This window comes from Bradyrhizobium sp. USDA 4451, from assembly GCF_054822585.1.
The window spans coordinates 4,969,789-4,994,095 of record NZ_JBTRCH010000001.1 but is presented as its reverse complement, the minus strand read 5'-3'; the positions used below and the strand labels follow the sequence as shown (position 1 = coordinate 4,994,095).

The 24,307-nt window shown below is 62.5% G+C and carries 20 protein-coding genes and 2 pseudogenes; 9 read left to right on the top strand and 13 right to left on the bottom strand.

Annotation, left to right across the window (positions count from 1 at the left end):
* Window positions 1-59: 59 nt before the first annotated feature.
* The 5 genes and pseudogenes from ACVMB0_RS22825 to ACVMB0_RS22805 all read right to left on the bottom strand — a co-directional run bounded on the left by ACVMB0_RS22825 (window position 60) and on the right by ACVMB0_RS22805 (window position 4,863).
* Window positions 60-1,148: a TRAP transporter substrate-binding protein gene (locus tag ACVMB0_RS22825; RefSeq protein WP_461347754.1), complete on the bottom strand. Its 1,089-nt coding sequence runs from the start codon at window positions 1,146-1,148 to the stop codon at window positions 60-62.
* Window positions 1,149-1,393: 245 nt separating this feature from the next.
* On the bottom strand, window positions 1,394-2,482 hold the full coding sequence (locus ACVMB0_RS22820; protein ID WP_212022595.1) for a TRAP transporter substrate-binding protein: 1,089 nt from the start codon (window positions 2,480-2,482) through the stop codon (window positions 1,394-1,396).
* Window positions 2,483-2,779: 297 nt separating this feature from the next.
* Window positions 2,780-3,016 carry a hypothetical protein gene (locus ACVMB0_RS22815; protein WP_456755457.1) on the bottom strand — a complete coding sequence of 79 codons (237 nt, stop codon included), beginning with the start codon at window positions 3,014-3,016 and terminating at the stop codon, window positions 2,780-2,782.
* Window positions 3,017-3,236: 220 nt separating this feature from the next.
* Window positions 3,237-4,369, bottom strand: a pseudogene (locus ACVMB0_RS22810) (Mrp/NBP35 family ATP-binding protein).
* Window positions 4,370-4,425: 56 nt separating this feature from the next.
* Window positions 4,426-4,863 carry a VOC family protein gene (locus ACVMB0_RS22805; RefSeq protein WP_456755459.1) on the bottom strand — a complete coding sequence of 146 codons (438 nt, stop codon included), beginning with the start codon at window positions 4,861-4,863 and terminating at the stop codon, window positions 4,426-4,428.
* A gap of 215 nt (window positions 4,864-5,078) precedes the next feature.
* Here ACVMB0_RS22805 and ACVMB0_RS22800 point away from each other — a divergent pair, with 215 nt between their 5' ends.
* From ACVMB0_RS22800 to ACVMB0_RS22790, 3 genes are all read left to right on the top strand, one after another.
* Window positions 5,079-5,951, top strand: coding sequence for an NAD(P)-dependent oxidoreductase (locus ACVMB0_RS22800; RefSeq protein ID WP_461347753.1), 873 nt, complete (start codon window positions 5,079-5,081; stop codon window positions 5,949-5,951).
* 609 nt (window positions 5,952-6,560) lie between these two features.
* A complete protein-coding gene (locus ACVMB0_RS22795; protein ID WP_456755461.1) occupies window positions 6,561-6,761 on the top strand; it encodes a hypothetical protein in 201 nt (66 codons plus the stop codon).
* 315 nt (window positions 6,762-7,076) lie between these two features.
* A complete protein-coding gene (locus tag ACVMB0_RS22790; protein ID WP_137479178.1) occupies window positions 7,077-7,646 on the top strand; it encodes a peptidase S14 in 570 nt (189 codons plus the stop codon).
* A gap of 202 nt (window positions 7,647-7,848) precedes the next feature.
* On the opposite strand, the gene ACVMB0_RS22785 is transcribed toward ACVMB0_RS22790, so the two are convergent.
* Window positions 7,849-8,178 (bottom strand): hypothetical protein, encoded by a 330-nt coding sequence (locus ACVMB0_RS22785; protein WP_461347752.1) that lies wholly within the window; start codon window positions 8,176-8,178, stop codon window positions 7,849-7,851.
* Between the two features lie 319 nt (window positions 8,179-8,497).
* Complete coding sequence (locus tag ACVMB0_RS22780; protein WP_461347751.1) at window positions 8,498-9,169, bottom strand: transposase; 672 nt, start codon at window positions 9,167-9,169, stop codon at window positions 8,498-8,500.
* Window positions 9,170-9,227: 58 nt separating this feature from the next.
* Here ACVMB0_RS22780 and ACVMB0_RS22775 point away from each other — a divergent pair.
* A pseudogene (locus ACVMB0_RS22775) lies at window positions 9,228-9,497 on the top strand (NAD-binding protein); the annotation flags it as partial.
* Window positions 9,498-9,961: 464 nt separating this feature from the next.
* Here the strand turns inward: ACVMB0_RS22775 and ACVMB0_RS22770 are convergent.
* Window positions 9,962-11,749 carry a retroviral-like aspartic protease family protein gene (locus tag ACVMB0_RS22770; protein ID WP_461347750.1) on the bottom strand — a complete coding sequence of 596 codons (1,788 nt, stop codon included), beginning with the start codon at window positions 11,747-11,749 and terminating at the stop codon, window positions 9,962-9,964.
* Between the two features lie 1,190 nt (window positions 11,750-12,939).
* Window positions 12,940-13,542: a CarD family transcriptional regulator gene (locus tag ACVMB0_RS22765; RefSeq protein ID WP_461347749.1), complete on the bottom strand. Its 603-nt coding sequence runs from the start codon at window positions 13,540-13,542 to the stop codon at window positions 12,940-12,942.
* 1,737 nt (window positions 13,543-15,279) lie between these two features.
* Between ACVMB0_RS22765 and ACVMB0_RS22760 the strand changes: the two genes are divergently transcribed.
* The 3 genes from ACVMB0_RS22760 to ACVMB0_RS22750 all read left to right on the top strand — a co-directional run bounded on the left by ACVMB0_RS22760 (window position 15,280) and on the right by ACVMB0_RS22750 (window position 17,858).
* Entirely contained in the window at window positions 15,280-16,884 is a 1,605-nt protein-coding gene (locus tag ACVMB0_RS22760; protein ID WP_456755465.1) for a sensor histidine kinase, read from the top strand.
* A 154-nt stretch (window positions 16,885-17,038) separates the two neighbouring features.
* On the top strand, window positions 17,039-17,242 hold the full coding sequence (locus tag ACVMB0_RS22755) for a DUF1289 domain-containing protein (protein WP_456755466.1): 204 nt from the start codon (window positions 17,039-17,041) through the stop codon (window positions 17,240-17,242).
* A 25-nt stretch (window positions 17,243-17,267) separates the two neighbouring features.
* The gene (locus tag ACVMB0_RS22750) at window positions 17,268-17,858 is read left to right on the top strand and encodes a TIGR02281 family clan AA aspartic protease (protein ID WP_456755467.1); all 591 of its coding nucleotides are present in this window, start codon (window positions 17,268-17,270) and stop codon (window positions 17,856-17,858) included.
* Window positions 17,859-17,988: 130 nt separating this feature from the next.
* Here ACVMB0_RS22750 and dusA read toward each other — a convergent pair whose 3' ends face one another.
* The gene (gene dusA, locus ACVMB0_RS22745; RefSeq protein ID WP_461347748.1) at window positions 17,989-18,984 is read right to left on the bottom strand and encodes a tRNA dihydrouridine(20/20a) synthase DusA; all 996 of its coding nucleotides are present in this window, start codon (window positions 18,982-18,984) and stop codon (window positions 17,989-17,991) included.
* Between the two features lie 200 nt (window positions 18,985-19,184).
* Here dusA and ACVMB0_RS22740 point away from each other — a divergent pair, with 200 nt between their 5' ends.
* Both ACVMB0_RS22740 and ACVMB0_RS22735 read left to right on the top strand, forming a co-directional pair.
* Window positions 19,185-19,583, top strand: coding sequence for a hypothetical protein (locus ACVMB0_RS22740; RefSeq protein WP_461347747.1), 399 nt, complete (start codon window positions 19,185-19,187; stop codon window positions 19,581-19,583).
* Window positions 19,584-19,718: 135 nt separating this feature from the next.
* Entirely contained in the window at window positions 19,719-20,615 is an 897-nt protein-coding gene (locus ACVMB0_RS22735; protein WP_456798246.1) for a LysR family transcriptional regulator, read from the top strand.
* Between the two features lie 11 nt (window positions 20,616-20,626).
* Here the strand turns inward: ACVMB0_RS22735 and ACVMB0_RS22730 are convergent, their stop codons facing one another.
* From ACVMB0_RS22730 to ACVMB0_RS22720, 3 genes are all read right to left on the bottom strand, one after another.
* Complete coding sequence (locus ACVMB0_RS22730; RefSeq protein ID WP_461347746.1) at window positions 20,627-21,706, bottom strand: isocitrate/isopropylmalate dehydrogenase family protein; 1,080 nt, start codon at window positions 21,704-21,706, stop codon at window positions 20,627-20,629.
* A gap of 56 nt (window positions 21,707-21,762) precedes the next feature.
* Window positions 21,763-23,244 carry an aldehyde dehydrogenase family protein gene (locus ACVMB0_RS22725; RefSeq protein ID WP_461347745.1) on the bottom strand — a complete coding sequence of 494 codons (1,482 nt, stop codon included), beginning with the start codon at window positions 23,242-23,244 and terminating at the stop codon, window positions 21,763-21,765.
* Window positions 23,245-23,339: 95 nt separating this feature from the next.
* Window positions 23,340-24,245, bottom strand: coding sequence for an NAD(P)-dependent oxidoreductase (locus tag ACVMB0_RS22720; RefSeq protein WP_456755473.1), 906 nt, complete (start codon window positions 24,243-24,245; stop codon window positions 23,340-23,342).
* Between the last annotated feature and the right edge of the window lie 62 nt (window positions 24,246-24,307).

Sequence of the window (24,307 nt, the reverse complement as noted above, 5' to 3'; positions counted from 1 at the left end):
CCAAACAAAAATCCCGGAGCCATGCCCCGGGATTCCTGCTCACGTTGAAGGCAGCGTCGTCAGGCCTGGGAGTGCCGCGCCATGAAATTGTCGTAGCCGACTTCGGCGACCTGGAACCACTGATAGCCGTTGTTGGAGAACGACATCAGGGAGTCATAGACCTTCTTGAAGTTGGCGTTGCTCGCCGCCACCTCGTTGTGCAGCTCCTTGGCCGCCTTGAAAGAGGCCTCCATCACCGGTGCCGGAAACGGACGCAGCTTGGTGCCGCTGGCGAGCAGCTTCTTCAGCGCGAGCGGATTGGCCTGATCGTAACGCGCCATCATCCAGTTGTTGGCGAGATGGCCGGCCTGCTCGAGCACATTGCGATAGTATTTCGGCAGCGCGTTCCACTTGTCGAGATTGATCATCGCCACCAGCATCGGGCCGCCTTCCCACCAGCCGGGGAAGTAGTAGTTCGGCGCGACCTTGTAGAGACCGAGCTTCTCGTCGTCATAGGGCCCGACCCATTCCGCCGCGTCGATCGTGCCCTTCTCGAGCGCCGGATAGATGTCGCCGCCGGCAAGCTGCTGCGGCACGCAGCCGAGCTTCTGCATCACGCGCCCGGCAAAGCCGCCGATCCGGAATTTCAGCCCGTTGAGATCGTCGACGCTGTTGATCTCCTTGCGGAACCAGCCGCCCATCTGGCAGCCGGTGTTGCCGGCCAGCAGCGAGGTGACGTTGTAGCTCTTGTAGAACTCGTTCAGCAGCTCCTTGCCGCCGCCGAGAATGTACCAGGCCTGGTTCAACCGCATGTTCGGCCCGAACGGCACCGAGGAGCCGAAGGTGAAGGTCGGATCCTTGCCGAAGTAATAATACGGCGCGGTGTGGCCCATCTCGACCGTGCCGTTCTGCACCGCATCGAGCACCTGGAGGCCGGGCACGATCTCGCCGGCGGCAAAGGTCTGGATCTGGAATTTGTTGTCGGTGGCCTCGCCGACGGCCTTGGCCATCAGCTCGGCGCCGCCGTGCAGCGTGTCGAGCGTCTTCGGCCAGCTGGTGGTCAGGCGCCATTTCAGCTCCGGCATCGACTGCGCGATTGCCGGCGCTGCGACGGTCGCGGCGCCGGCGACGCCCAGTCCCGTCACCTTGATGAAATCCCTGCGCTTCATTTTTGAATCCTGCCCTGTGTGATTGTGTTGTCCGAGCGTCGACTGCTTTGCATCGTCGCGCCGCTTTTCTTTGCCGTCGTGACCGGTCACCGATCACGCGCCGCCTTCGTGCCGAGGCTTGGAGTGCGAGCATGGAACATCCCCTTGCCGAATGCCAGACGCAAAAAACCCGGCCTCTTTGCGGAGGCCGGGCTACTTGAGTTGAATTTTCTGCCGCGTTCTCTTCTCGCGAACGCTTGGGCGCTTTAGCCGCGGGTACGCGAGCGGATCATGAAGCTGTCGAAGGTGTATTCGGCGACCTGCCACCACAGATACTGGTCGGAGCGGTAGGCCTGCATGGCGTCGATCGACTTCTTGAAATCGGCATTCTTGGCCGAGATCTCACCCCACAGCTCGTTGGTCGCCTTGAGGCAGGCCTCGAGCACTTCGTTGGTGAACGGACGCAGCTGCGTGCCGCTGGCAACCAGCCGCTTCAGCGCGGTCGGGTTCTGCATGTCGTAGCGCGCAGCCATCCAGCTGTTGGCGTTGGCGGTCGCGTTGGTCAGGATCGCCTGATAGTTCTTCGGCAGCGCGTTCCACTTTTCCAGGTTGCAGTAGGCGTGCACGGTCGGGCCGCCTTCCCAGAAGCCCGGATAGTAATAGTACTTGGCGACCTTCTGGAAGCCGAGCTTCTCGTCGTCATAGGGACCGACCCACTCGGCCGCGTCGATGGTGCCCTTTTCGAGCGCCGGATAGATGTCGCCGCCGGCGAGCTGCTGCGGCACCACGCCGACCTTCTGCAACACCTGGCCGGCGATGCCGCCGATGCGGAATTTGAGGCCGGAGAGATCGGCGACCGTCTTGATCTCCTTGCGGAACCAGCCGCCCATCTGGGTGCCGGTGTTGCCGCAGGGGAAGCCGATCACGCCGAACTTCTTGAAGAACTCGTTGCCGAGCGCCTCGCCGCCGCCCTGGTACCACCAGGAGTTCTGCATGCGCGCGTTGAGGCCGAACGGCACCGACGCGTAGATCGCAAAGGTCGGATCCTTGCCGACATAGTAGTAGGACACGGTGTGGCACATCTCGACGGTGCCGTTGGAGGTCGCGTCCAGCGCCTGCAGGCCGGGGACGATTTCGCCCGCCGCGAACACCTGGATCTGGAATTTGTTGTCGGTCATTTCGGCGACGTACTTCGCCACCTGCTCGGCACCGCCATAGATGGTGTCCAGCGACTTCGGGAAGCTCGAGGTCAGGCGCCACTTGATTTCAGGCGAGGACTGCGCAATCGCCGGCGCAGCAACCGCCGTCGCGGCAGCACCGGCCGCCGACACTTTCAAAAAATCACGACGCTTCATCGTAAGGCTTCTCCTTGAGGGGCGTTTCCCAATGACCGCAAGCGGTTCTCCGGCAGCACGCAGGAAGGCCTGCCGGGGCGCTCTGGGTCGGCCCTTTACCACGGAAGGAGCCTTCACGGAAACGCGACAATGGCATGACCGCGCCAATTAAACGAAAGTCTGATGGCGCAGGAAATCGGCAGGAAAATGCGGGCTTGGGCGGTGGCGATGACGCCCTGAGGCCACGCGCGGCGCAAGCCTGCGATCAGCGGTAAATCGCCGCGTGCGGGCCATCCGGCTCGTCCGCTCCCCGGCCAATCAGCGCCGCGTCGTCTCCCGCGCCTTCTTGGCCTTGTCGGCCAAATGTCGCCCGCGCCGGATCCAGCTTTGCGCGGTGGTCTTGCTGACGCCATAGATCTTGGCGATCGCCTCGGCGGCCTCGCCGATCGAGTCGGATTTCTTCGCGGCGTTGAACGCGAGGCGGGAAGCCTCTTCGCGCTTCTCCCGCGTCAGATGCTTGCGGCGTGGTTTCTTTGCTTCGCGTGATGCTGCCATGTCGACGGTCGCCCCACGACCCTTCTGCAAGTTCGGCCTCACCCGTGACCGCCTTCGACCAATCCAAGGGTGGTACGATTCGGCCTCTGTCGCACAAACATACAGGGCGAAACCGATTCAGCAATCGTCCAGAGGCACCAGGGGCGACAGCCCTGTGAAGAAAGGCCTGCCGGACGCCGGCATCCCGGGCCGGTCGGCTCGCCGGGACAGCACCCTGGGCTCAGGCGGCGGCAATCACGCCTTGCAGCTGCTCGCGGACCTTGCCGCCGATCGCGCGGTAAATCGCCGCGTGCGGGCCGTTCGGCTCGCTCTCGACCACCGGGGTGCCGGCATCGGAGGCGGTGCGGATCGCGATGTGCAGCGGGATCTCGCCGAGGAACGGCACCCCGAGCTTCTCGGCCTCGTGGCGGGCGCCGCCATGGCCGAAGATGTCCGAGCGGGTGCCGCAATGCGGGCACTGGAAATAGCTCATGTTCTCGACGATGCCGAGCACCGGCACGTTGACCTTCTTGAACATCGCCAGCCCCCGCCGGGCGTCGATCAGGGAGAGGTCCTGCGGCGTCGAGATGATGACGGCGCCCTTGAGCGGGACGTTCTGCGCCAGGGTTAGCTGGGCGTCGCCGGTGCCGGGCGGCATGTCGACGACCAGCACGTCGAGCGTGCCCCAGGCGACGTCGCGCAGCATCTGGGTGATCGCCGACATCACCATCGGCCCGCGCCAGATCATCGCGGTGTCCTCCTCGACCAAAAAGCCGATCGACATGATCGACAGGCCGAAGCGCTGTAGCGGGATCATCTTCTTGTCGTCATTGAGCTGCGGCTTCTCGCGGATGCCGGTCAGCCGCGGCACCGACGGGCCGTAGATGTCGGCATCAAGCAGCCCGACCCGCAGGCCGAGGTCGCGCAGGCCGAGCGCGAGGTTGAGCGCGGTGGTCGACTTCCCGACCCCGCCCTTGCCCGAGGCAACCGCGATGACGGCGGCGATGCCGGGGATCTCGGCCTGGCGCGCCATCGGCGATTGCGCACCGGGCGGGTGCGGATGCCGGTGCGCGGATGCGGGCGGGACGCCGCCGGCCCCTGCCGCGGCGGAGACGCCGCAGCGCCCGCCTTGCGCTCCGCGGTCAGCGCGATCATCGCGGCGCTGACGCCGGGAATGGCGCGCACGGCGTTCTCGGCCTGCGCCCGCACGCTTTCCCAGGCGCGGGCTTCCGCGGCGTCGACATTGATCGAGAAGAACACCTTGCCGTCGGTGACCGTGATCGCCGACAGCGCATTGGCGTTGGTCAAGGGGACGCCGCGCGGCGACATCACCTTGGCAAGGCAATCGAGAACCTGTTGCTGCGTCACGCTCACCGCGCATCTCCCAGAAAATTCAAGGGAGCACCCATAGAGCGTTGCAGCGCAAAAGGCTACCTCGCTCCGACGTCGTCGTGCCGCTCGACCGGTGCTGCCGCGCCGCCTTCCTTGGCGGCCTCGTAGTTCAATTCGATCATCACCCCGTTGGGGTCATTGACGAAGATCTGCCACAGATCGCCGCCGGGAACCTGGCGCGAGTCGAACTCCATGCCCTTGGCCTGCAGCCGCTGCCGCATGCCGTCGAAGCCCCGGCTGGCAAAGGCGACATGATGGACGACGCCGGAATCCGGCTTTTGTGCCTCGTCGGTCGACGAAATATCGACCAGATGCACCACCGCCTTGCCTTCGCTGTACATCCACGCGCCGGGGAACGCGAAGTTCGGCCGCGCACCCTTTTCCAGGCCCAGAATGTCCTCATAGAACCGCACTGTGGCGGCGAGATTTCGGGTCCGGATATTGAAATGATCGAGCACACCGACGCTCATGCCCATGCGAGACACTCCCTTTTTTGTGAGGTTCTTTGGTCGGCCGATCCTAGCACAAAACCGGGTCCTGCCATCCCGCCAAGGCCGTTGCCCTCCGCTGCACAGGAGGTATGGTGCGGCTCCTTCCCTGGACGGAATGCCCTGCCCGCCGCGACATCGCCGGCAGGCCAAGGGGCGATCACCACGGCAAATCACCAGGTAACAGTCACAAGGTAGCAGATATGGCTAAAGTCGCTTTTCTCGGTCTCGGCGTAATGGGCTTCCCGATGGCGGGGCACCTCGTGAAAAAGGGCGGCCATGAGGTCACCGTGTACAACCGGACCGCGGCTAAGGCGAAAGAATGGGCCGACAAGTTCGGAGGCAAGACGGCGCCGACACCGAAGGCTGCCGCCGAAGGTCAGGACTTCGTGATGTGCTGCGTCGGCAATGACAACGACCTGCGCGCGGTCACGATCGGCCCCGACGGCGCGTTTGCCGGGATGAAGAAGGGCGCGACCTTCGTCGATCACACCACCGCCTCCGCCGAGGTCGCCCGCGAGCTCGATGCCGCCGCCGCCAAGGCCGGCTTCAAGTTCGTCGACGCGCCGGTGTCCGGCGGCCAGGCCGGCGCCGAGAACGGCGTGCTGACGGTGATGTGCGGCGGCAGCGAGGACGCCTATGCCGGCGCCGAGCCGATCATTACCGGCGCCTACGCGCGGATGTGCAAATTGCTCGGACCGGCAGGCGCGGGCCAACTGACAAAAATGGTCAACCAGATCTGCATCGCCGGCCTGGTGCAGGGCCTCTCCGAGGGCATCCACTTCGCCAAGAAGAGCGGCCTCGACGTCACCGCGGTGATCGAGACCATCTCCAAGGGCGCGGCGCAATCCTGGCAGATGGAGAACCGCTACAAGACCATGAACGAGGGCAAATACGATTTCGGCTTCGCCGTCGAGTGGATGCGCAAGGACCTCTCGATCGCGCTGGCCGAAGCCCGCCGCAACGGCGCCACCCTGCCCGCCACCGCGCTGGTCGACCAGTTCTACGCCGAGGTCGAGAAGATGGGCGGCAAGCGCTGGGATACGTCGAGCCTGCTGGCGCGGTTGCAGCGTTAACGCCTCGCATCCGGCCACGGTGACCCGCGCCCGCGGGTCACCTGCCCTGCGGCGGCGTCTGCCATGGAGAATTCCCCCTTGAAGGTGCGCGCTACCAAAACTTCGAAAACAACCCCATGCAAAGGAGCGGGCCGGCAGCCGGCATTCGATTCGGCAGCTTGACATGTCGGGCAAATCAGGGGCACACTTCCATTATTCCGAAATTGTAGCTGGTAGTCGGCGGTTAATGCACTGCCACCGTAGTCGCAGGACTATGAGGTCCTATGAGGCTACGAGGCGCGGAAGACCGGCAAGTCTGCGGCGTCTGTGAAGAAGGCGGTCAAGAAGGTCCAACCTCAGCCGCAGGGGCAAAAGACGACGATACTGCCGAGGTAGGTAGTATGGTTCCGCGAAAGGAACAAAATTCCCTCCTCCACGTGTATTGAGAAAATCTGGAGCAGATTCACACGGATTATTTTTGCAGCGGCCCCAGCATGATCCGGATGCTGGGGTCGTTTTCTTTAGGCGACCTGAGCTGGCATCGACCGATCGCGCATAGGACAGAGACGGTTAGCGGGCGGTCCGCTAGGGCGGCGTCCCTCCCGGCGCTCTGGAACGCTCCGGACGCTGATGGATTTTCCGGTCATGAGCGCGGGCGATTACCTGGTGAGGGCGGAACACTACCGGCGGGCCAAAGAGACGGCCGACGACACGTTCACTCGCTATTTTCTCGAGCGGATGGAGCACAGTTATCGTGTCCTGGCTGCGAGCGAAGCAGCCCTCGCGGCTTCGCTAGAAGTGGAGGAGAAACTGAACAATCGGCACGACTAGCCGAACCCATCAGCGTCATAGGTCGCGTTACTCCGCCTTCGGATGATAGTCAGCCGAGCGCTGACCGCCGCCTCGGTAAGGCCGAGCTTCTGGGCGATCTCGCGCCGTGTCATCCCGGTCTCCCGGATCAATTGCAATAGCTCCGTTCTCTTCTTCAGCGGACCACGATCCTGCTGGCATGAACCTCTCCAATGATGAAATGCCAGCAGTAATTGCAGATTCTTGGAGCCGCGTCCGCCCGGTCCGTGGGCCGATCGGGAACCAGTTACGGCATCTGCGTGTAGTCCAGGACGAAAGCCGCCAAGGGATTGTTAGATGCAACTCGCAACGCTACCGGCCACAGCCTTCAAGTCGCCGGCCATTAGCCTCTCGGGCATTGTCGACTACAACATGTACACCGCCTTTCGAACGCAGTTCGACAACGCGGCCGATAAAGATCTTGTCGTGATCGAACTGTCGACCTTGGGCGGCGACCCCGAGGTCGCCCGAATGATGGGGGAGGACGTGCGGTTCGCGAGCGAGACGGAGCCGCAACGTCGCTTCGTGTTCCTCGGTAAGGCTGTGATCTATTCGGCGGGCGTTACGTTCATGAGCTTCTTTGCGCGGCCGAACAGGTACCTCGCGCGCGGCACGCGACTGATGATCCATGAACGCAAGCTTTCGAAGAGCTTGGTGATCGATGGCCCTTTAACAACATGCATTGCGGTTGTGAGAGCGACGCTCAACGAAATCGAATGCTCGATCGCCATACAGAACGAGGGCTTTCAAAATCTAATACTGGGCTCGAACGTAACGATCGATGAGGTCATGCAGAAGGCGCCGTCAAACTGGTATTTGGAGGCGCAGGAGGCGAAGACCTTGGGTCTGATCGAGACGGTTCTGTAACGCCGGAAAGGATGCAACAAGGCTTACTCAGCCTCAGACGAAGGGCTCGGTGGGGGGAGCCCGTAGCGCTTGGCCCGATCGGCGGCCAACTTCCGATAGTCCTTTGCCTGCTGAATGAACTGCGCTTTCAGCCTGGGATCACTCTCCGCGGCGGCGAGGCGCTCAAATTGCAAAGCGTGCTCAATATACTCTGTTAGTAGCTTCAAGCGCCAACGCCTTGCTTCGCCGCGCGCTCCGCTCGAAGAACCGGCTCGGGGTGTGGATGCGAGGCTCGGCGGATCATCCGGTAGACGGAAGATCGTTCAAGAGCCTCGACCTGGCAAGCAACCTTCCTCCAGTTATCGGCCACCTCATGGAAGCGGGTCCGGTTCAACTGGTCAGCCCATCCAGCCATTGCTTCATAGGCTTCGGCACGTTTCATCATTTCAGCTGGTGACATGTGAGCAGTCTGCACCGATTGGAAAATCCCGCAATCACATAGAGCAACAAGTCGGCCTTGCTGCCGTGCATAAGGAAATGCGGGAACCATCATCCTGCCTCGGACTGAGCAGCATGTTCGAGTTCGATCACATGAATGGTGGGGTGTACAACTTCGCCGGGCTGGCGGCTGGTTGTCGTCAGCGTGATCTGCTCTCATCGTCTGGTGACGCTCGCCACCCTTCAGGCGCCCCTCGCTGGGGTCGTTTCTGTGGGGGTGATGTCGACGATAAAAGGGCAGCCAAATGAGGCGGCCTCAATTGTAGCATCTGCGTAGATGCTGGATCAGCTGCCGATATTCTTCGACGGTCTCCCTTGGGCCTGCTTTTCAAGTCCGCACCTACTGCAATTACGGTGACGGTGCACTTAATCGCTCAATCGTGCTGCTCCACAGACGCCTTAGGCCCCCGTTTGCCTGGTTTGAGAATGCGGCCCGTCTTGCGCTCGATGCGGGCAAGGAAACGCTCGTCACCGAGCGGCCGCCCGATGCTCTCCGCGGCACGCAGGCTCTCAAACAGGTCCGCCTCCGGTTCGCATCCCAGGAGATCGGCGAAATCCGGAAAGCGATCGCGCACCGGGGCCAGCGCCGTGACCCCGTCGTCCTTGCCGCGCAAATGCGCGCGCGTGCCGGACCAGCGCCAGTCCTGGGCACGCGGCACCAGACGCGCCCGCACCGGATTGAGCGACACGTAGCGCAGCGCCGCGGCAAGATGCGGCTCGTCCATCGCGACGGCGCCGAACCGGCCTTGCCAGAAATGACCGGTGCGTTTGCGCCGCGCCTGGATCGTTCCGGCGTAGATGCGATGCACGCGCGCCAGCGCGCGGCGCAGCCCGTCGGGATCGGACGGCACCAGGATGAGGTGAACGTGGTTCGGCATTAGGCACCAAGCCCACACTTCAACCCCGGCCGCGGCGCAATGGGCGGCGAGCAGGTCGCGGTAGAGCGCATAGTCGCCGTCGCCAAAGAAGGTCCGCGCGCGGCCATTGCCACGCTGCGTGACATGGTGCGGGCAACCGGGGATCACGACACGGGCAAGGCGAGCCATGCCGTACGATGCACGTCGGGGCGTGGTCCGTCAATTGAATGCACTGTCACCGTAATCCGTCACCGCGGTGATCGAGACCATCTCCAAGGGCGCGGCGCAATCCTGGCAGATGGAGAACCGCTACAAGACCATGAACGAGGGCAAGTACGATTTCGGCTTCGCCGTCGAATGGATGCGCAAGGACCTCTCGATCGCGCTGGCCGAAGCCCGCCGCAACGGCGCCACCCTGCCCGCCACCGCGCTGGTCGACCAGTTCTACGCTGAGGTCGAGAAGATGGGCGGCAAGCGCTGGGATACGTCGAGCTTGCTGGCCCGTCTGCAGCGTTAACGCCTCGCATCCGGCCACGGTGACCCGCGCCCGCGGGTCACCTGCCCTGCGGCGGCGTCTGCCATGGAGAATTCCCCCTTGAGGTGCGCGCTACCAAAACTTCGAAAACAACCCCATGCAAAGGAGCTGACCGGCAGCCGGCATTCGATTTGGCAGCTTGACATGTCGGGCAAATCAGGGGCACACTTCCATTATTCCGAAATTGCAGCTGCTAGTCGGCGGTTTGGTGCACCGTCACCGCGCTTTGCTTTGGCGGCGTCGACGGCGGCGCGCTCACTGGATTTGGTCCCGGCACCGTTCGCTCACGCTGGCGCCCTATGCGTCCGTCATACGGGCCATCCGCACCGGTCCCCTCGATGTTCTGATGTAGAATTGCCCCATAGAAGGTGCGGCAAGGAACGCGTCGGCGGCAACTCGCCATAGTGGTCGTACGTGCCGATGAGATCACCCCTGAGTGTGAGACCTTATTGAAGGACAAGTTCGTGGTTTACGTTGTCCTGCGACCAAGATCTGAACCGATTCAAAAAGGACTGTCCAAGCAGCAAAGGGGCATTGGCGCGTGCGATGCTTGCGGGAACATTGGTCACCGTTCGATCTCCAACCTTCAAAGATCTGATGATGAATGTCCTCGACGAGACAATCGAACCATCAGCAAGGCGATGGTTCGCCGATCCAGTAAAGTCGCTTTCGTTGATCGTGCCGGTCCTCATCAAGGTTTGAGCAACATTGGCCGGGATCGAAACGTCAGAGGCTCCACTGTCAACAACGAAGTTTAACTTCAAGGTATCGTTTATGAGAGCGGGCACGTAAAAGGTCCCATTGCCTGAAACCATCCTCACGCGCACGTCGGCCGCGGATAGTTCGGTCGCTATCTGAGGTGCCGCGGGCCGAAGCACGCCGAGACGGGCCAATGCCGCCTGGGCAAAACGATTTCCGTGGTCTGCGGCTAGCCTGTACAGGCGGACGGCTTCGCGCTCATCCCTTACTAGCCCGCCATCGCCGCGCTCGTATGCAGCTGCCAGATTTGCCTGACCTTGAGCGTTGCCACCCTCTGCAGCCATTTTGAAGAACCGGACAGCCTCGACGACATCTTTCGGCAGTCCTCCGACTCCACCCAAATAGGCAAGTCCTAGATTCGCCTGCGCCTGCGCATTCCTGTGTTCTGCTGCGAGCTTATAAAGCCGTACTGCTTCGGCCTCGTCCCTACTTAACCCACCGGAGCCGCGCAAATACGCCGCGCCCAAGTTGGTTTGCGCCTGATCGTTGCCTTGTTCAGCTGACAGTTTGTAGAGACGCACAGCTTCACGATCGTCTCTCGCCAGCCCGCCCGCTCCACGCTCAAAGGCAAATCCGAGGTTCACCTGGCCAACGGCGTTACCTTGGTCGGCCGAAAGCTTGAAAAGTCGTACGGCTTCGCGCTCGTCTTTCGATACCCCTGCGTGACCTCGCGCGTAGGCAAGCCCGAGGTAGGCCTCTCCGAGAGCATTGCCTTGGTCGGCCGACAATTTGTACAGGCGGCCCGCTTCGCGTTCATCTTTGGTGACCCCGCCGCGTCCCTCGAGATGAAAGATCCCGAGATAGACTTGCGCGAAGGCGTTATCACGCTCTGCTGCCGTTCTGTATAGACGGGCGGCCGCGTACTCATCCTTGGCTAAGCCGCCACGTCCCGTTTGATATAATCTGCCGAGATTGTATTGCGCCGGCGCGAAGCCCTGATCTGCGGAAAGCCCGAAAAGACGGGCGGCTTCACTATCATTTTGGGGCAGCCCGCCGCGTCCCCCTAGATAAAGAACTCCAAGGTCGTTTTGACCTTGCGCATTCCCGTGATCTGCAGCGAATTTCGAGAGCCGGAGCGCTTCGGCGTCATCCTTCGGGATGCCGCCCTCGCCAATCAGATAAAGCGACGCCAGGTTGGCCGCACCTTGAACGCTGCCACCCGCGAACGCCTTGGCGTATTGCCGCCGGGCCGCATCAAAGTTCTTTGCGGCCTGATATGCCCGACCGAGCTGGAGGGCAATCCTGGGCTCGTTTGGAGCCACCTTCGCTGCGCGCTCGCATGCATCGATTGCGACCTGTGCGACGATCTTTTCAGAACTGACGCCAGCGACTCCCGGTGGTCGCGTACTATCAAATGGATGAGCCGCAACTTGATCGCAGGCTGCTAGAAGTTCAACGACCGGCTTCGCGGCAGCGGAAATAGAGGAACAACCAAATCCAATCAAGAGTCCGACGGAGATCCAAATCAGCCTCACCGCACTCCTCCCGTGAGACGAACTGAAAGTGTTTCGCTAAAATAAGACCAAACCTATCCGTCCGGCTCGCTCCTGCCAATGCCGGATGTTCGAGAAGGTGTGCGGCGGCAAGCCCAAAACTCTCGGTTGATTAAGAATCCCGCTCCTCCAGGGACAGCTCGCGCCCGCCCAGTGCCCTTCGCCTGTCCCGCCGGAGGCCTGACGCGGCCAGGGAAGGGCCCTCTGGGAGCTGAGCACAGCTGCCAGGTGTCCTTGCTGGTCGCTGCCCAGCCGAACGCCAATCGACGCTCGTCTCTTTCGAGATGACCGGCAGCGAGCTTGGGCCGGGCGTCCCCGTGCTGAGTGAGATAGCCGACCCGGTTCGGTCATAGCACGACGCAATTTTTGCAATCATGTCCGCGCAATTGCGGGGGGAAACGCACCAGACTTAACCCATGTTAGTGTCGGAACCCGCGAAGGCCATCAGCGTGTCGATGCCTAATCCTTGCTAGCCCCGGATAGGCGACCGGCCCCAGCATCGGCCAATTTAGGCCCCCAACGTGCTGGGGCCGTTCTTCGCTTCCGACTGCTTCGTTGTGAATGCGGGCACTCCAGCCGGAGCGCAACGCGCGGCGATGTACGACGGATACGATCATCACAGGGATGGCGCCGAGTACAGCTTCATAGCGCTGGCGGCGATATCGTTCGCAGCGCTCATCGTAGGCGTCGGCGCTCTGTTGATCAGCTGAACATGCTTCCGAAGTGGAACTGGATCAGTCCACGAAATTCTCCGACGGTCACCCTTGGGTCTGCGTTCAACTCCGGACCTACTTCTATCGGGCTAGCTATTTCTGCGGAATTGCTGCGATTGCGAATGAAAGTAGGATTTCGCTGCCGGTTATTTCATTAAGATCGATGTTTCAAAATGTTTCCGGTTAAGGGGCCGTCTCGTAAGGCGGCCCCTTTTCCTTTGGCGCGGGCCGCCCCTGGGAGAAATCAGAGCGCTCATTTGCATATGCAAATGCCCATCACGCGAGCGGCAGTCTTAGGTGACCTTGGGAGTGTCCAGAATCTTTCCCTTACCCCACGGGCGCTCCTCGGCCTCAGCTCCCTGCCGGACGCTGAGGCCGTTTGCTGAGGTTAAAGGCCCCGGCTTGCGCTCTCGCTGGGGCTCGTTTCAGGCGAATAGCGACTGGTTCGAGAAGCCTCAGCTAGGCGCTGCGCCTGACTTCGGCGGCTATCACGTTTTCAAGTTCTTTCGCCGCTTCTTGTTCGGTGATGCCGCTAACAAGAGCTACTTCTTCGGACAAGCGATCAACGGCCGTCGTGTAGAGCTGCCGTTCGGCGTAGCTCTGGTCAGGGCTGGCAGCGCGCCTGTGGAGATCGCGCATCACTTCGGCAATTGCGACGATATCACCCGAATTGATCTTGCTTTCGTACTCTTGAGCAATCCGGGACCAGTTGCCCCGCGCTTTATGAGGTGGTTGACCCAGGATTCGTCGTGCGTGCTGGATGGTGCTGGGGTCGGACAACCGGCGCATTCCGGTTTTGGCCGCCCTGCTCGTTGGAACGCGTAGTGTCATCTTGCTCTTCTCGAAATAGACGACGAAGAACTCGAGGCAGGCGCCGGCTACAGTCTGCTCTTCGATCGCAACGATTTGACCGACACCGTGCGCAGGATAGACGATGAGGTCAGTCGCCTTGAATCCAAAGCGCGTCTTGTTGCTTTGGTTTCCATCCGCTTGAGCGGCAGCGGACATAGCTGACTGCGGATGGCCTGAATGATTGGTGATAGACTGATGGTCAAAATTCATTTCGCAACATGCTCCATGACATCTGAAATGGGTTTCTTGCCAACTCGAGCTCTGATCAATGAACGCATTAGAAATAGATTGCGTGGGGCTCAGAAAAAATGCCGCCCCATCTATCCCTCATCAATAAGCTGCGGGCGCAAGCGCCGCCACGATAATGACGTCAGCTGTCCATTCGGTTCGGCGGCGTGACTTCTTGGCAACGAGTTCGCAGCATACAAATCCAGCAGTTGCCACGCCTGCAGGCAAGCGAGTGGTAATGGTGTGCGAGGAAGTTATGCAGGGAACTTTTGCGCGATGTGGCCGCCGTCACGTTGTGCGTTGACCGTTGGCTCGGGCCGGTTTGGCGAGTTCCGCTTAGACCGATCGGTGCACTGTCTAGCAGTTTGGGGAAGCTCTCTGTGCGCAGCGGTGAACGCCATATGCTTGCGCAACTTCAACACCAGGCAGGACGCTGGTGCGTTTATGAGGATCGGTGCTGTCCCAGTTGTGGTGAGCGATTGACCTCGGTCTTGTGCTTGCTGCTAACCTTTAGTCGGTCCAAGTACGGTCCCCACACCGCCCGCATTCAAACATATGAACGACAATTCCGCTTTCAGATTCCATGATTGTTCTGACAAGGGTAAGTGTAGCTCCACAAAAGCGGCAGTCATGATGTGACCGGTCCGGGACCGTGGCGATCTTCTCAGCTCGAAATAGGTCCACGCCAGCCGCGCCATTGTTCTGGAAATGAAGTCGCAATGCGTTACAATTGTCTGGCAAATGCTCGGGCAGCGTCGCCGCCACAAAGGCATTGAACCGCTAACGGGTTCAAGTGGGAAAAGCCCGCACGTACCTTACGGCGATTCCAACCCGCGCGGTGTTGCGCGATACCCACTGTGGACAACAATACAATATTCCCGCGTCGGATCTCGGTCCCGGGCAATCCCAGCAAGCTGATTTGCTAGGCTACCGGCTGCGGATTTGAGCAGACTGTGCGGTTCCGAAATCAGGGATCCATCATATTCCCTCGACCTGCCGTGCGCGTCGGGCGTGGCCTGATTTATGCTTCGAGATTACCGACCGTATATGGAGGCGCGCAATGAGGCAGGACCTTTTGGCGATCTGCGGTGGAATACTTGCCAGTGGCGCTATTGCCTGGACCTTGTGGAGCAATCCGGTGAGCGTGCCGCACATGTACGGGCCAAAGACGATTGCCGCGGATCAAGACTTGCGACTCGTCTCCCAGCGAAGTCCATATATGCGGGACGAGCGTTAGAACCGTCATCGTTCTCCAGGCCACCACGTTGACCGCCGGTTCAGCGCGGAGATTTCGTTCGTCCGCAAGGCCACCGGGTGGCTGCGCTTGGACGCGTGCCCGGCGTATCGGGAGCATACTTTGAATTGCGCTGACACTGCTGGACTGCACTCAACTTCTAGTCGGGCGGTTTAGTGCACTGTCAATCTCGAGATACGTCGAGCCTGCTGGCGCGTCTGCAGCGTTAACGCCTCCTTGCATCCGGTCATGGCGACCCTCGCAGGCGGGTCACCTGCCCTGCGGCGGCATCTCCCGATGTTCGCAAGCGCGGCGGCGCTTGCAAGTGCGCGCATTTGCGCAACGGCGCACCGCCCGCGCAAAAGTTAATTTAACCTCCGGTTAACGAGTTTCTTTAGCTCTTTAAGTCATCGCTTAATGATTTCGCGTCACAGATAGACAATGCAAAAGGCCCGCGCGGTTCGCTGGCAGGATTTGTGTTGTTTATGAGTAATCCCGCAGAAAAGCCTGAAGTTGTCGCGCTTCCGGCAGGACCTCAGGTGACGGTGCCGGTGAACAGCCGGCGCGTCGCCGCGCAGCGGGTGCGCGAGGCGCGGGATCGGTTAACGTCAACCAGTGGAACCCGCCCGGCGTTCGACGCCGAACTGCTCCGCCAATACGCCCAGACCCGGATCTCGGCCTCCTACGTCGTGATGCTGCTGGTGGTGGCCACCGGCGTGCTGTTCGGCCTCTGGATGAAGCCGATCGTGGCCGGCGCCTGGACCGTCGGCATCCTCTGCGTCCACGTCGCGATCATCCGCAGCTGCGCCCGCTTCCTCGCCGAGCCGACCTCGGTCGCGGTGACCCGCAAATGGCGCACGCGCTTCGTGCTGCTCGACCTGCTCTACGGCCTGTGCTGGACCGCGATCCTGATCCACCCCGCCGGGCGCGATCTCGCCTCCAACACGCTGATGATGTTCCTGATGCTGCTGGTGATCGCGGTCTCCAGCATGCTGGCGGCGAGCCTGCCGATCGCAGCGCTCGCGGCGACCGTTCCGGTGACGGTCGGGATCGCGCTCGACCTCGTGCTCAACGGCGCGTTCGACAATTACGTGCTGGCGCTGCTGGCGCTTGCCGCCGAGGGCTATTTCGCCCTGCTGGCGCACCGCCTACACTCGACCACGCTGGCGACGCTGGAAGCCCGCGCCGAAAAGGACGCGCTGATCGGCGAACTGGAACAGGCCAAGGCGATCTCAGACGAGGCGCGGCACCGCGCCGAATCCGCCAACGTCGCCAAGTCGCGCTTCCTGGCCCAGATGAGCCACGAACTGCGCACGCCGCTCAACGCCATCCTCGGCTTCTCCGAGGTGATGAAGAGCGAGATCTTCGGCGCGCATGCGGTGCCGGTCTACAAGGAATACTCCGCCGACATCCATAATTCCGGCGTGCACCTGCTCAACCTCATCAACGAGATCCTCGACCTGTCGCGCATCGAGGCCGGCCGCTACGAGCTGAACGAGGAGGCCGTGGCGCTGGTGCATGTCGTCGCCGACTGCCATCATCTCTTGAAGCTGCGCGCCTCGAGCCGCGGCATCACCATCCACGAGGTGTTCGAGCACGGCATGCCCCGGATTTGGGGCGACGAGCGCGCCATCCGCCAGGTCGTGCTCAATCTGCTCTCCAACTCGATCAAGTTCACCCCGCAGGGCGGCGAGATCTGGCTCAAGGTCGGCTGGACCGCGTCGGGCGGGCAGTATCTGAGCGTCAAGGACACCGGCAGCGGCATCGCCGAGGACGAGATCCCGGTGGTGCTGGCCTCGTTCGGCCAGGGCTCCAACTCGATCAAGTCGGCGGAACAGGGTGCGGGCCTTGGCCTGCCGATCGCGAAGAGCCTGATCGACATGCATGGCGGCACCTTCACGCTGAAATCGAAGCTGCGCATCGGCACCGAGGTGATCGTGACCTTGCCGCCGGAGCGGGTGATGAGCGCGCTGGCACCGATGGCGGAAGAATCGCCGCCGATGCAGCCGGAGCCCGCCGAGCCCACGATGGCCGCCGACCGGAAAAGCGTACGCCGCAAGTCGATCATGAGTGCCGGCACTGGATTGTAGAGCATGTCGCGGAAACACGTGACGCGGTCTTGGCTGCCAACAAATGCAAGGCGTTCGCGCGACGACCATGCTCGCGACAAAAAGCCGGGGCGTGATGGCCCATCCCGCTTCGGCCGGCTTGCACTGGCGGCCGAAACGGTTCAACAGTTGAAGAATGAGCTCAGAGACACCGTGTATCGCAGTCTGCATGATGGACCCCAGGACGAAGCTCTGCTTCGGCTGCGGCCGCACGCTTCCGGAGATCGCGCGCTGGCACAAGATGGACAGCACGGAGCGGCGGTCGGTGATGGCGGCGCTGCCGGCACGGATGACCGAGGCCGGGCTCCAGCGCATGGAGCCGCGTCCGACGCGCGCCTGAGCACCGCCGCGGCCGGAGGTGCATGGTGACCCGCATCCTCCTCGTGATCCTGCTTCTGATGGCAACCGCCGGCGCCGTCGTCGCCTATGGCGATCCCGACCAGATCGCGCGCGCCAGGGAGAACCTGACCCAGATCTTCGGCCGCAGCATCACCGCCTCGGCGTCCACGTCCACCTCCGCCCCCGCGGTGCAGATCGCCCGCAGCCAGGGCGGCGAGTTCGCCTTCCGCGCCAAGATCAACGGCGTCAGTGCGCCGATGGTGATCGACACCGGCGCGACCTCGGTGGTGCTGACCTGGGAAACCGCCAAGGCGATCGGGCTGCCGACCGACATGCTCGACTACAATGTCGACCTCGAGACCGCCGGCGGTCACACCAAGGCGGCGCGGCTGACGCTCGATCGTCTCGCGGTCGGCAAGCTGGTCGAGAAATCGGTCCCGGCGCTGGTGGTGCAGCGCGGGCAGATGAAGACCAATCTGCTCGGCATGAGCTTCCTCGACCGGCTCGAGAGCTGGGGCGTCCGCTCCGACACGCTGAGCCTGACCGGCTATCCCGACGTCACCGGCAGCATCAACACCCCGAGCCGCCACCGGCGCCCGCGCACGGTGGTCGACTAGCGCTAGCGCGTTTTCGAGCGAAGTGGATAGCGGTTCGCGTGAAGAAAACGCGTCAATACAAGAGTCCAGAGCCCCGTTCCGATTGATCGGAACGGGAAAGGCGCTCGCGCGATGACGTCAGGTTGAACCGTCAGGCCGCCACCGCTGCGCGTGCGCGATCGTCAACCAGCGCGATCGCATCGCGCAGCACATCAATCCCGGCGCCCGGCCGAACGCCGTTCTCCGCGAGATGCCTGCGGAACGCGCGCGCGCCGGGGACGCCGTGGAAGGCGCCGACGAAATGGCGCGTGATCGAATGCAGCCGCGTGCCCGCAGCCAGTTGCCGCGCGATATAGGGCAGCATCGCCGCGAACACATCCTTCATCGTCGCGTGCGGCGGCGCTTCGCCGAACAGTTCGGAATCGACGGTCAGCAGCCGCCACGGCTCCTGATAGGCCGCCCGCCCCAGCATCACGCCATCGACATGCGCGAGATGCTGCTTCGCTTCGGCAAGGCTCGTGATGCCGCCATTGATGATGATGGGCACATCGGGCAGCGCCGCCTTGAGGCGATAGACCCGATCGTAGTCGAGCGGCGGGATGTCGCGGTTCTCCTTCGGCGACAATCCGTTCAGCCAGGCCTTGCGGGCGTGCACGACCAGCACATCGGCACCGGCGGCAATGACGCCGCGTGCCAGGGTATCGAGCGCGACCTCCGGATCCTGGTCGTCGATACCGATCCGGCACTTCACGGTGACCGGAATTTGCACCGCGCGCTTCATCGCCGCGACGCCTGCGGCCACCAGCGTCGGCTCCGCCATCAGGCAGGCGCCGAAGCGGCCGTCCTTCACCCGATCGGACGGACAGCCGACATTGAGGTTGATCTCGTCGTAGCCGAACTCCTCGCCGATCCGGGCTGCGGTGGCGAGATCGGCCGGATCGGAACCGCCGAGTTGCAGCGCCACCGGATGCTCGCGGGCATCGAAGCCGAGCAGCCGCGCCCGGTCGCCATGGATGATGGCGCCAGTCGTCAGCATCTCCGTATAAAGCCGCGCCCTGCGCGACATCAGGCGATGGAAGACGCGGCAATGCCGGTCAGTCCAGTCCATCATCGGGGCTACGGAAAAGCGATAGTCTTGCGATTTCAATTATTTACCTTAGACTTCAACAGAATGAACCGTGGCCATGTGCACTCCAAATTAGCCGAAATTGCACGCGGATGTACCCGTTTTGACCTGTCAGTGCACACGTCGCGCACACGAAATAGGGAGTACACACGGCCGCGGCCAGCTTCATTCAGCTGCCGTCCGGGAACTGGCGCGTCCAGGTCCGCCGCAGGAACCGCTACGTGGCAGCAGAGATCATTCGCCGCCGCAAGGACGGCGAAGACTGGGCGCTCGACATGGAGCGCAGCCTTGATCGCCAGCGCCCCCCAAGCCGCGCGCTGCCGTTCGCCTGGCCCGCTTCGCGCTCAACCACCTGGGTCTGGTCGGAAAGTCTGATGAGCGAGACCGAGTTGAAGATCGAGGATCTGCATTTTCACGATCTGCGCCATGAAGGTGCAAGCTGCACGCTTGACCGCACCATCACCGGCAGGTGTATCCGCGGTCGACGAGAAGAATGGATCCCGTTACATAGCTTGCGCCGTCGCTGGCGAGGAACGGCATCGTGTAGGCGACCTCGGAAGGCTCGGCGAAGCGTCGGCGTCATCTCTTCCACAGGCACCACGCATGCGCAAGTTGGCTAATCGCCGAGTATGCTGCACCGCAACTGTGTCCTGTTTTCTCCAAGACGGCAGCCTCTTTCGCCAGATATATATCGATCGGTGCTGGGGTCGCTCTGCGTTCCAGAACAAGTAGGCATCGACCGAGGTATCCAAGACTTGTCGAACATCAATCTCAAGCTTCTGCATACCTTCTTGCTCGCTGCAGAGCACGAAAGCTTCCGGAAAGCAGCCGAAGAATCGAACCGATCCCCATCAGCCGTAAGCATGCAGGTCCGCGATTTGGAGGAGCAGATCGGCGTCCTGCTTTTTCGTAGAACGCCGCAGAAAGTGCTGCTCACGCCTGAGGGTCGGATCTTGTTCGAGCAGGCGAAGCGAGCGCTACAGGAAGTGCAGTCCGGGCTCGATTTGCTGACGGAATCAGCGCAGTCCCGCAGCCGCCACATCCGGATGGCCTGCGTTCCAACGCTTGCGTCCGGATGGCTTCCCAATATCCTGGCAACTTTCAAGGTCCGCTATCCGCGAAGCCAGGTGCAGCTGATGGAGATATCCACGGCGCCGATGCTTGAACTGCTGAAACGCCAGGATGTCGAGTTCGGCATCGGCCCGCAAGTTGCGGACATGGGGGATTATGAGTTCGAGCCGATCCTTGAGGATCCGCTTTTCGCGTGTGTCCCGCCGGCGTTCGACGAGGGGCAATCGAGCATCGGCTTCGCTGATCTCGTCGAGAAGCCGGTCATCCTGCTCTCGAAGACGACTGCCGTCCGGGGACTGATCGACGAGACGCTGGAGACGCTCGCGGTCCGCCTCGACGTGCAATTCGAAGTCCAGGCGGCTACCACGGCGTTGGCTCTGGCCGCCTCGGGCCTCGGTATCGCAATCGTACCGCGGGTCGCTTTGGTGCAGGCCGGCGCGCAGCAGTTTCGCGTGGTGCCGATCTCCGACCACGTCAAGCTCCGCCAAATCGGTCTGATCACCACGCGCGGCCCGGTGCGGCGTCCGAACACCGAGCAACTGATTTCATTGATCCGTTCGAGTCTCGCCCAGCTGCGCTGACGCCCTCGCGCTCAGAGCAATTTCAGAAGCGCGTCGACGACCTGACCGGTCGTCGCATGTCCGCCGATGTCACGGGTCCTCAGCGCGGCGTCCTCCAGCCCGGCGCGGACAGCAGCTTCGATCCTGTCGGCACCAAGCCGCAGCCGATTGTCCCGGTAGCGCTGATCCAGACGCCGCAGCATCAGGATCGATGCGAGGATCGTTCCATAGGGATTGGCAAGTCCTTTTCCGGCGATATCGGGGGCAGAGCCATGCGAGGCCTGGAAGAAACCGATCCCGTCACCAACCTCCTCGGATGGCGACATGCCCATGCCGCCGACGGTCGCGGCGCCGAGATCGGAAATGATGTCGCCGAACATGTTCTCGGTGACGATGACGTCGAAATGGGATGGCTTGTTGACGAGGTGAACCGTCATCGCGTCGACCAGGACGTGCTCGGCTTCGATATCGGGATAATCCCCGGCCACCTCGTCGAACACGGCACGGAAGAACGCATAGGTGCGCAACACGTTGGCCTTGTCGCAGCAGGTCACCCGGCGCCGTCCGTCCTTTGGCGACCCGTTCCTCGATCTGGCAAGTTCGAACGCGAACCGGACGATGCGCTCGATCCCCTTCCTGGTTTGGACGAGCGTATCGACCGCCACTTCGTCGCGCAACAGCGCGCCGGCGCCCCGCGCGGCGTAGAGGCCCTCACTGTTCTCCCTCACGATGACGTAATCGATCGAACCCGGCCGCCCTAGCGGCGACGGCACGCCCTTGTAGAGCTTGATCGGCCGCACATTGGCGAACAGGTCGAGCTTGAAGCGCAGCGTCAGCGTGAAGTCCAGTCCGGCTTCGGTGCCGTCACGATGAACCACGCCGGGAATGCCGGCGGCGCCATGGAGAATGGCGTCGGCGACACGACAGCCCTCAAACGAGGTTGCCGGAAACGAATCCCCCGTTTCAAGGAAGTGGGTGGCGCCCGCCGGATACTCCACAAACCGGAGTGTGCCGGTCTGGACCCCGGCTTGCAGCACCGCGACTGCCGCACGAGCGACTTCAGGTCCAATACCGTCCCCATGTACGACGGCGATCTTGTAGGTGTCCTTCATGATACTCGCTCGATAAATTGTGCCTGGTGATGATGACGTCGCGGACGAATGTCGGATCAATCCAGCTTGATCCAGACCCCCTTCGTGTTGAGGTATTCATCGAGCTGTTCGGTGCCGCCCTCGCGGCCGTATCCACTCATTTTGTAGCCGCCGAACGGCATCGCGGGATCGATGGCGTGATAGGTGTTCACCCAGACCGATCCAGCGCGCAGGCTGCGCGAGATGACGTGGGCCTTGCTCACGTCGCGCGTGAAGACACCGGCAGCGAGCCCGTATGGCGTCGCGTTGGCTCGCGTCACCGCCTCGTCGAGCGTGTCGAACGGCAGCGCCGAAATGACCGGGCCAAAGATTTCGTCGCGGGCAATCTGCATGTTGTCGGAGACACCGGCGAACACGGTCGGCTCGACGAAGTTACCCTTCGAGAGATTCCCCTCCCTCACTCTTCGGCCGCCGGTCACCACCCGCGCGCCCTCGTCGCGTCCGCTTTTCAGGAAGCCTTCGACCTTGTCGAGCTGCCGCTCGGAAACCAGAGGTCCGATCTCGGTCGAGGGATCGGCGCCGTCGCCGATTTTCAGGGCCGCGGCAAACCTGCCGAGCCGCTCGACCAGTTCGTCGTGGATCGCTCGCTCGACAAACAAGCGCGAACCTGCAATGCAGATCTGGCCTGAATTGGCGAACGCAGCCATCGCGGCAATCGGGACAGCCTTGTCGAGGTCCGCGTCGGCGCAGACGATGACCGGTGATTTTCCGCCAAGCTCCAGCGACACCCGCTTGAGATTGCCGGCCGAGGCGCGAATGATGGCTTGGCCGGTTGCGGTGGAACCGGTGAAGACGATCTTGTCGACACCGGAATGTTCGGCGAGCGGCGCGCCCGCTTCCGGTCCGGTCCCGGTCACAACGTTGACGACACCGGGAGGCACGCCTGCCTCGTTCATCAAATCCGCGATCAGCAACGGCGTCAGCGGCGCCTCCTCGGAGGGCTTGAGCACGATCGTGCAGCCGGTCGCAAGCGCCGGTCCGATCTTCCAGACCGACGCCGCCGTCGGCGCGTTCCACGGGATGATGGCTCCGACCACGCCGACCGGCTCTTTCCGCGTGAACGAGACGATGTCGCCCGGAAGCGAATTATCGACCGTCTGGCCGTGGAGCGCGGTCGCCATGCCCGCGTAGTATCTGAGCATACCGAGCACGCGGAGCTTGTTCGCCCGTGTCCTGACGATCGGCATTCCCATGTCGGCGGTGTCGGACTGGCTGATCTCTTCCCAGTGCTTCTCGAACAGTTCGGCGATCCGCAACAGCAGCGCCTGCCTCTCGAACGGCTTGAAGCGGCTCCACGGGCCGTCGAAGGCGCGACGGGCCGCGGTGACGGCAAGACCGATATCGGCCGCATCGCCACGCGGAACGCGACCGATCACTTCCCCGGTCGCGGGATTGCGCGTCTCGAACACCTCCCCTGAACGGGCGTCCACCCATGCGCCATCGATGAACATCTTTCGGGTTTGTCCATCGATGGGGAATCGGATTTCGGTCTTTGTCATCAGTCTGCTCCTGTCTCACCTGAGGCGGCCGGCGAACGCCTCGCCTTCGTTTGATTCATATTCTCGTGGCGGCGATCGCCCTCCGCGAACCGCCTCTATGCAGCCGGCTGCTGCTTCCGCAGCAAGCGCACGAGCTCGGGAATGTAGGCTTGGCCGCGGCCGCGCTCGACGACTGCCGCGAGCGCGCCGGCAACGCCGTCGGCGATCGTCCTGGAGGCGCCCGATGTACCGGCCATCGTCCGGTAGTAGTCGATATCCTTCAGCGCATTGCCGATGAAGAACGGCACCGCAGCGACGTCGTCGTTTACGATGGCGGGCGTCAAGCGCTGCAGCGCGGCGCCGGCGCCGCCGCCCTTGGCGAGCACATCGACGAAGACCGCCGGGTCCACGCCGGCGTCAGCAGCCTGCGCGGCGGCCTCGCCGAGCAGCGCCATGAATCCGATCGAGACATAGTTGTGCAGCAGCTTGAGCCGATGGCCGAAGCTCACCGGGCCTACCCGCTCAACACTCTCGGTGAAGGATGCAAGAACCGCGCGGACATTTTCAAGGTCTTCTTCATCGCCGCCGACCAGCAGGTTCAGCGTCCCTTTCTCCGCATGCACTGCCGTGCGCGTCATTGGCGCATCGAGGAAGCGTCCGCCCGCCGCCCGGACGGCAGCAGCCATCCGCAACGTCGATTCCGGCAGCGCGGTCGAGCAATCGACGATGATGGTCCCCTTGCGCAGCCGCGACAGAACGCCGGTCTCGCCGGTGAGAACCGCTTCGACCTGGGGTGAGCCCGTCACGCAGAGGATGATGAGGTCGGACAGGTCAGCCAATCCGCCTGGACTGTTGCAGGCGGTGGCGCCAAGGCCGATGAGATCGTCGACGGGCTGGTTGCCTGGATGATCGAGAAAGGCCAGAGGAAAGCCGCCCCGCGCGAGAACGTTCTTCGCGATGCCATGGCCCATCAGACCGACTCCGATGATTCCCACTCTCTTCACGGTAACCTCGCTGATCATTCACATCTCTGGTTGGACCGGACGGCGGTCCGCGTGCCCTGCGGCACGATCGTGCTGGGAGT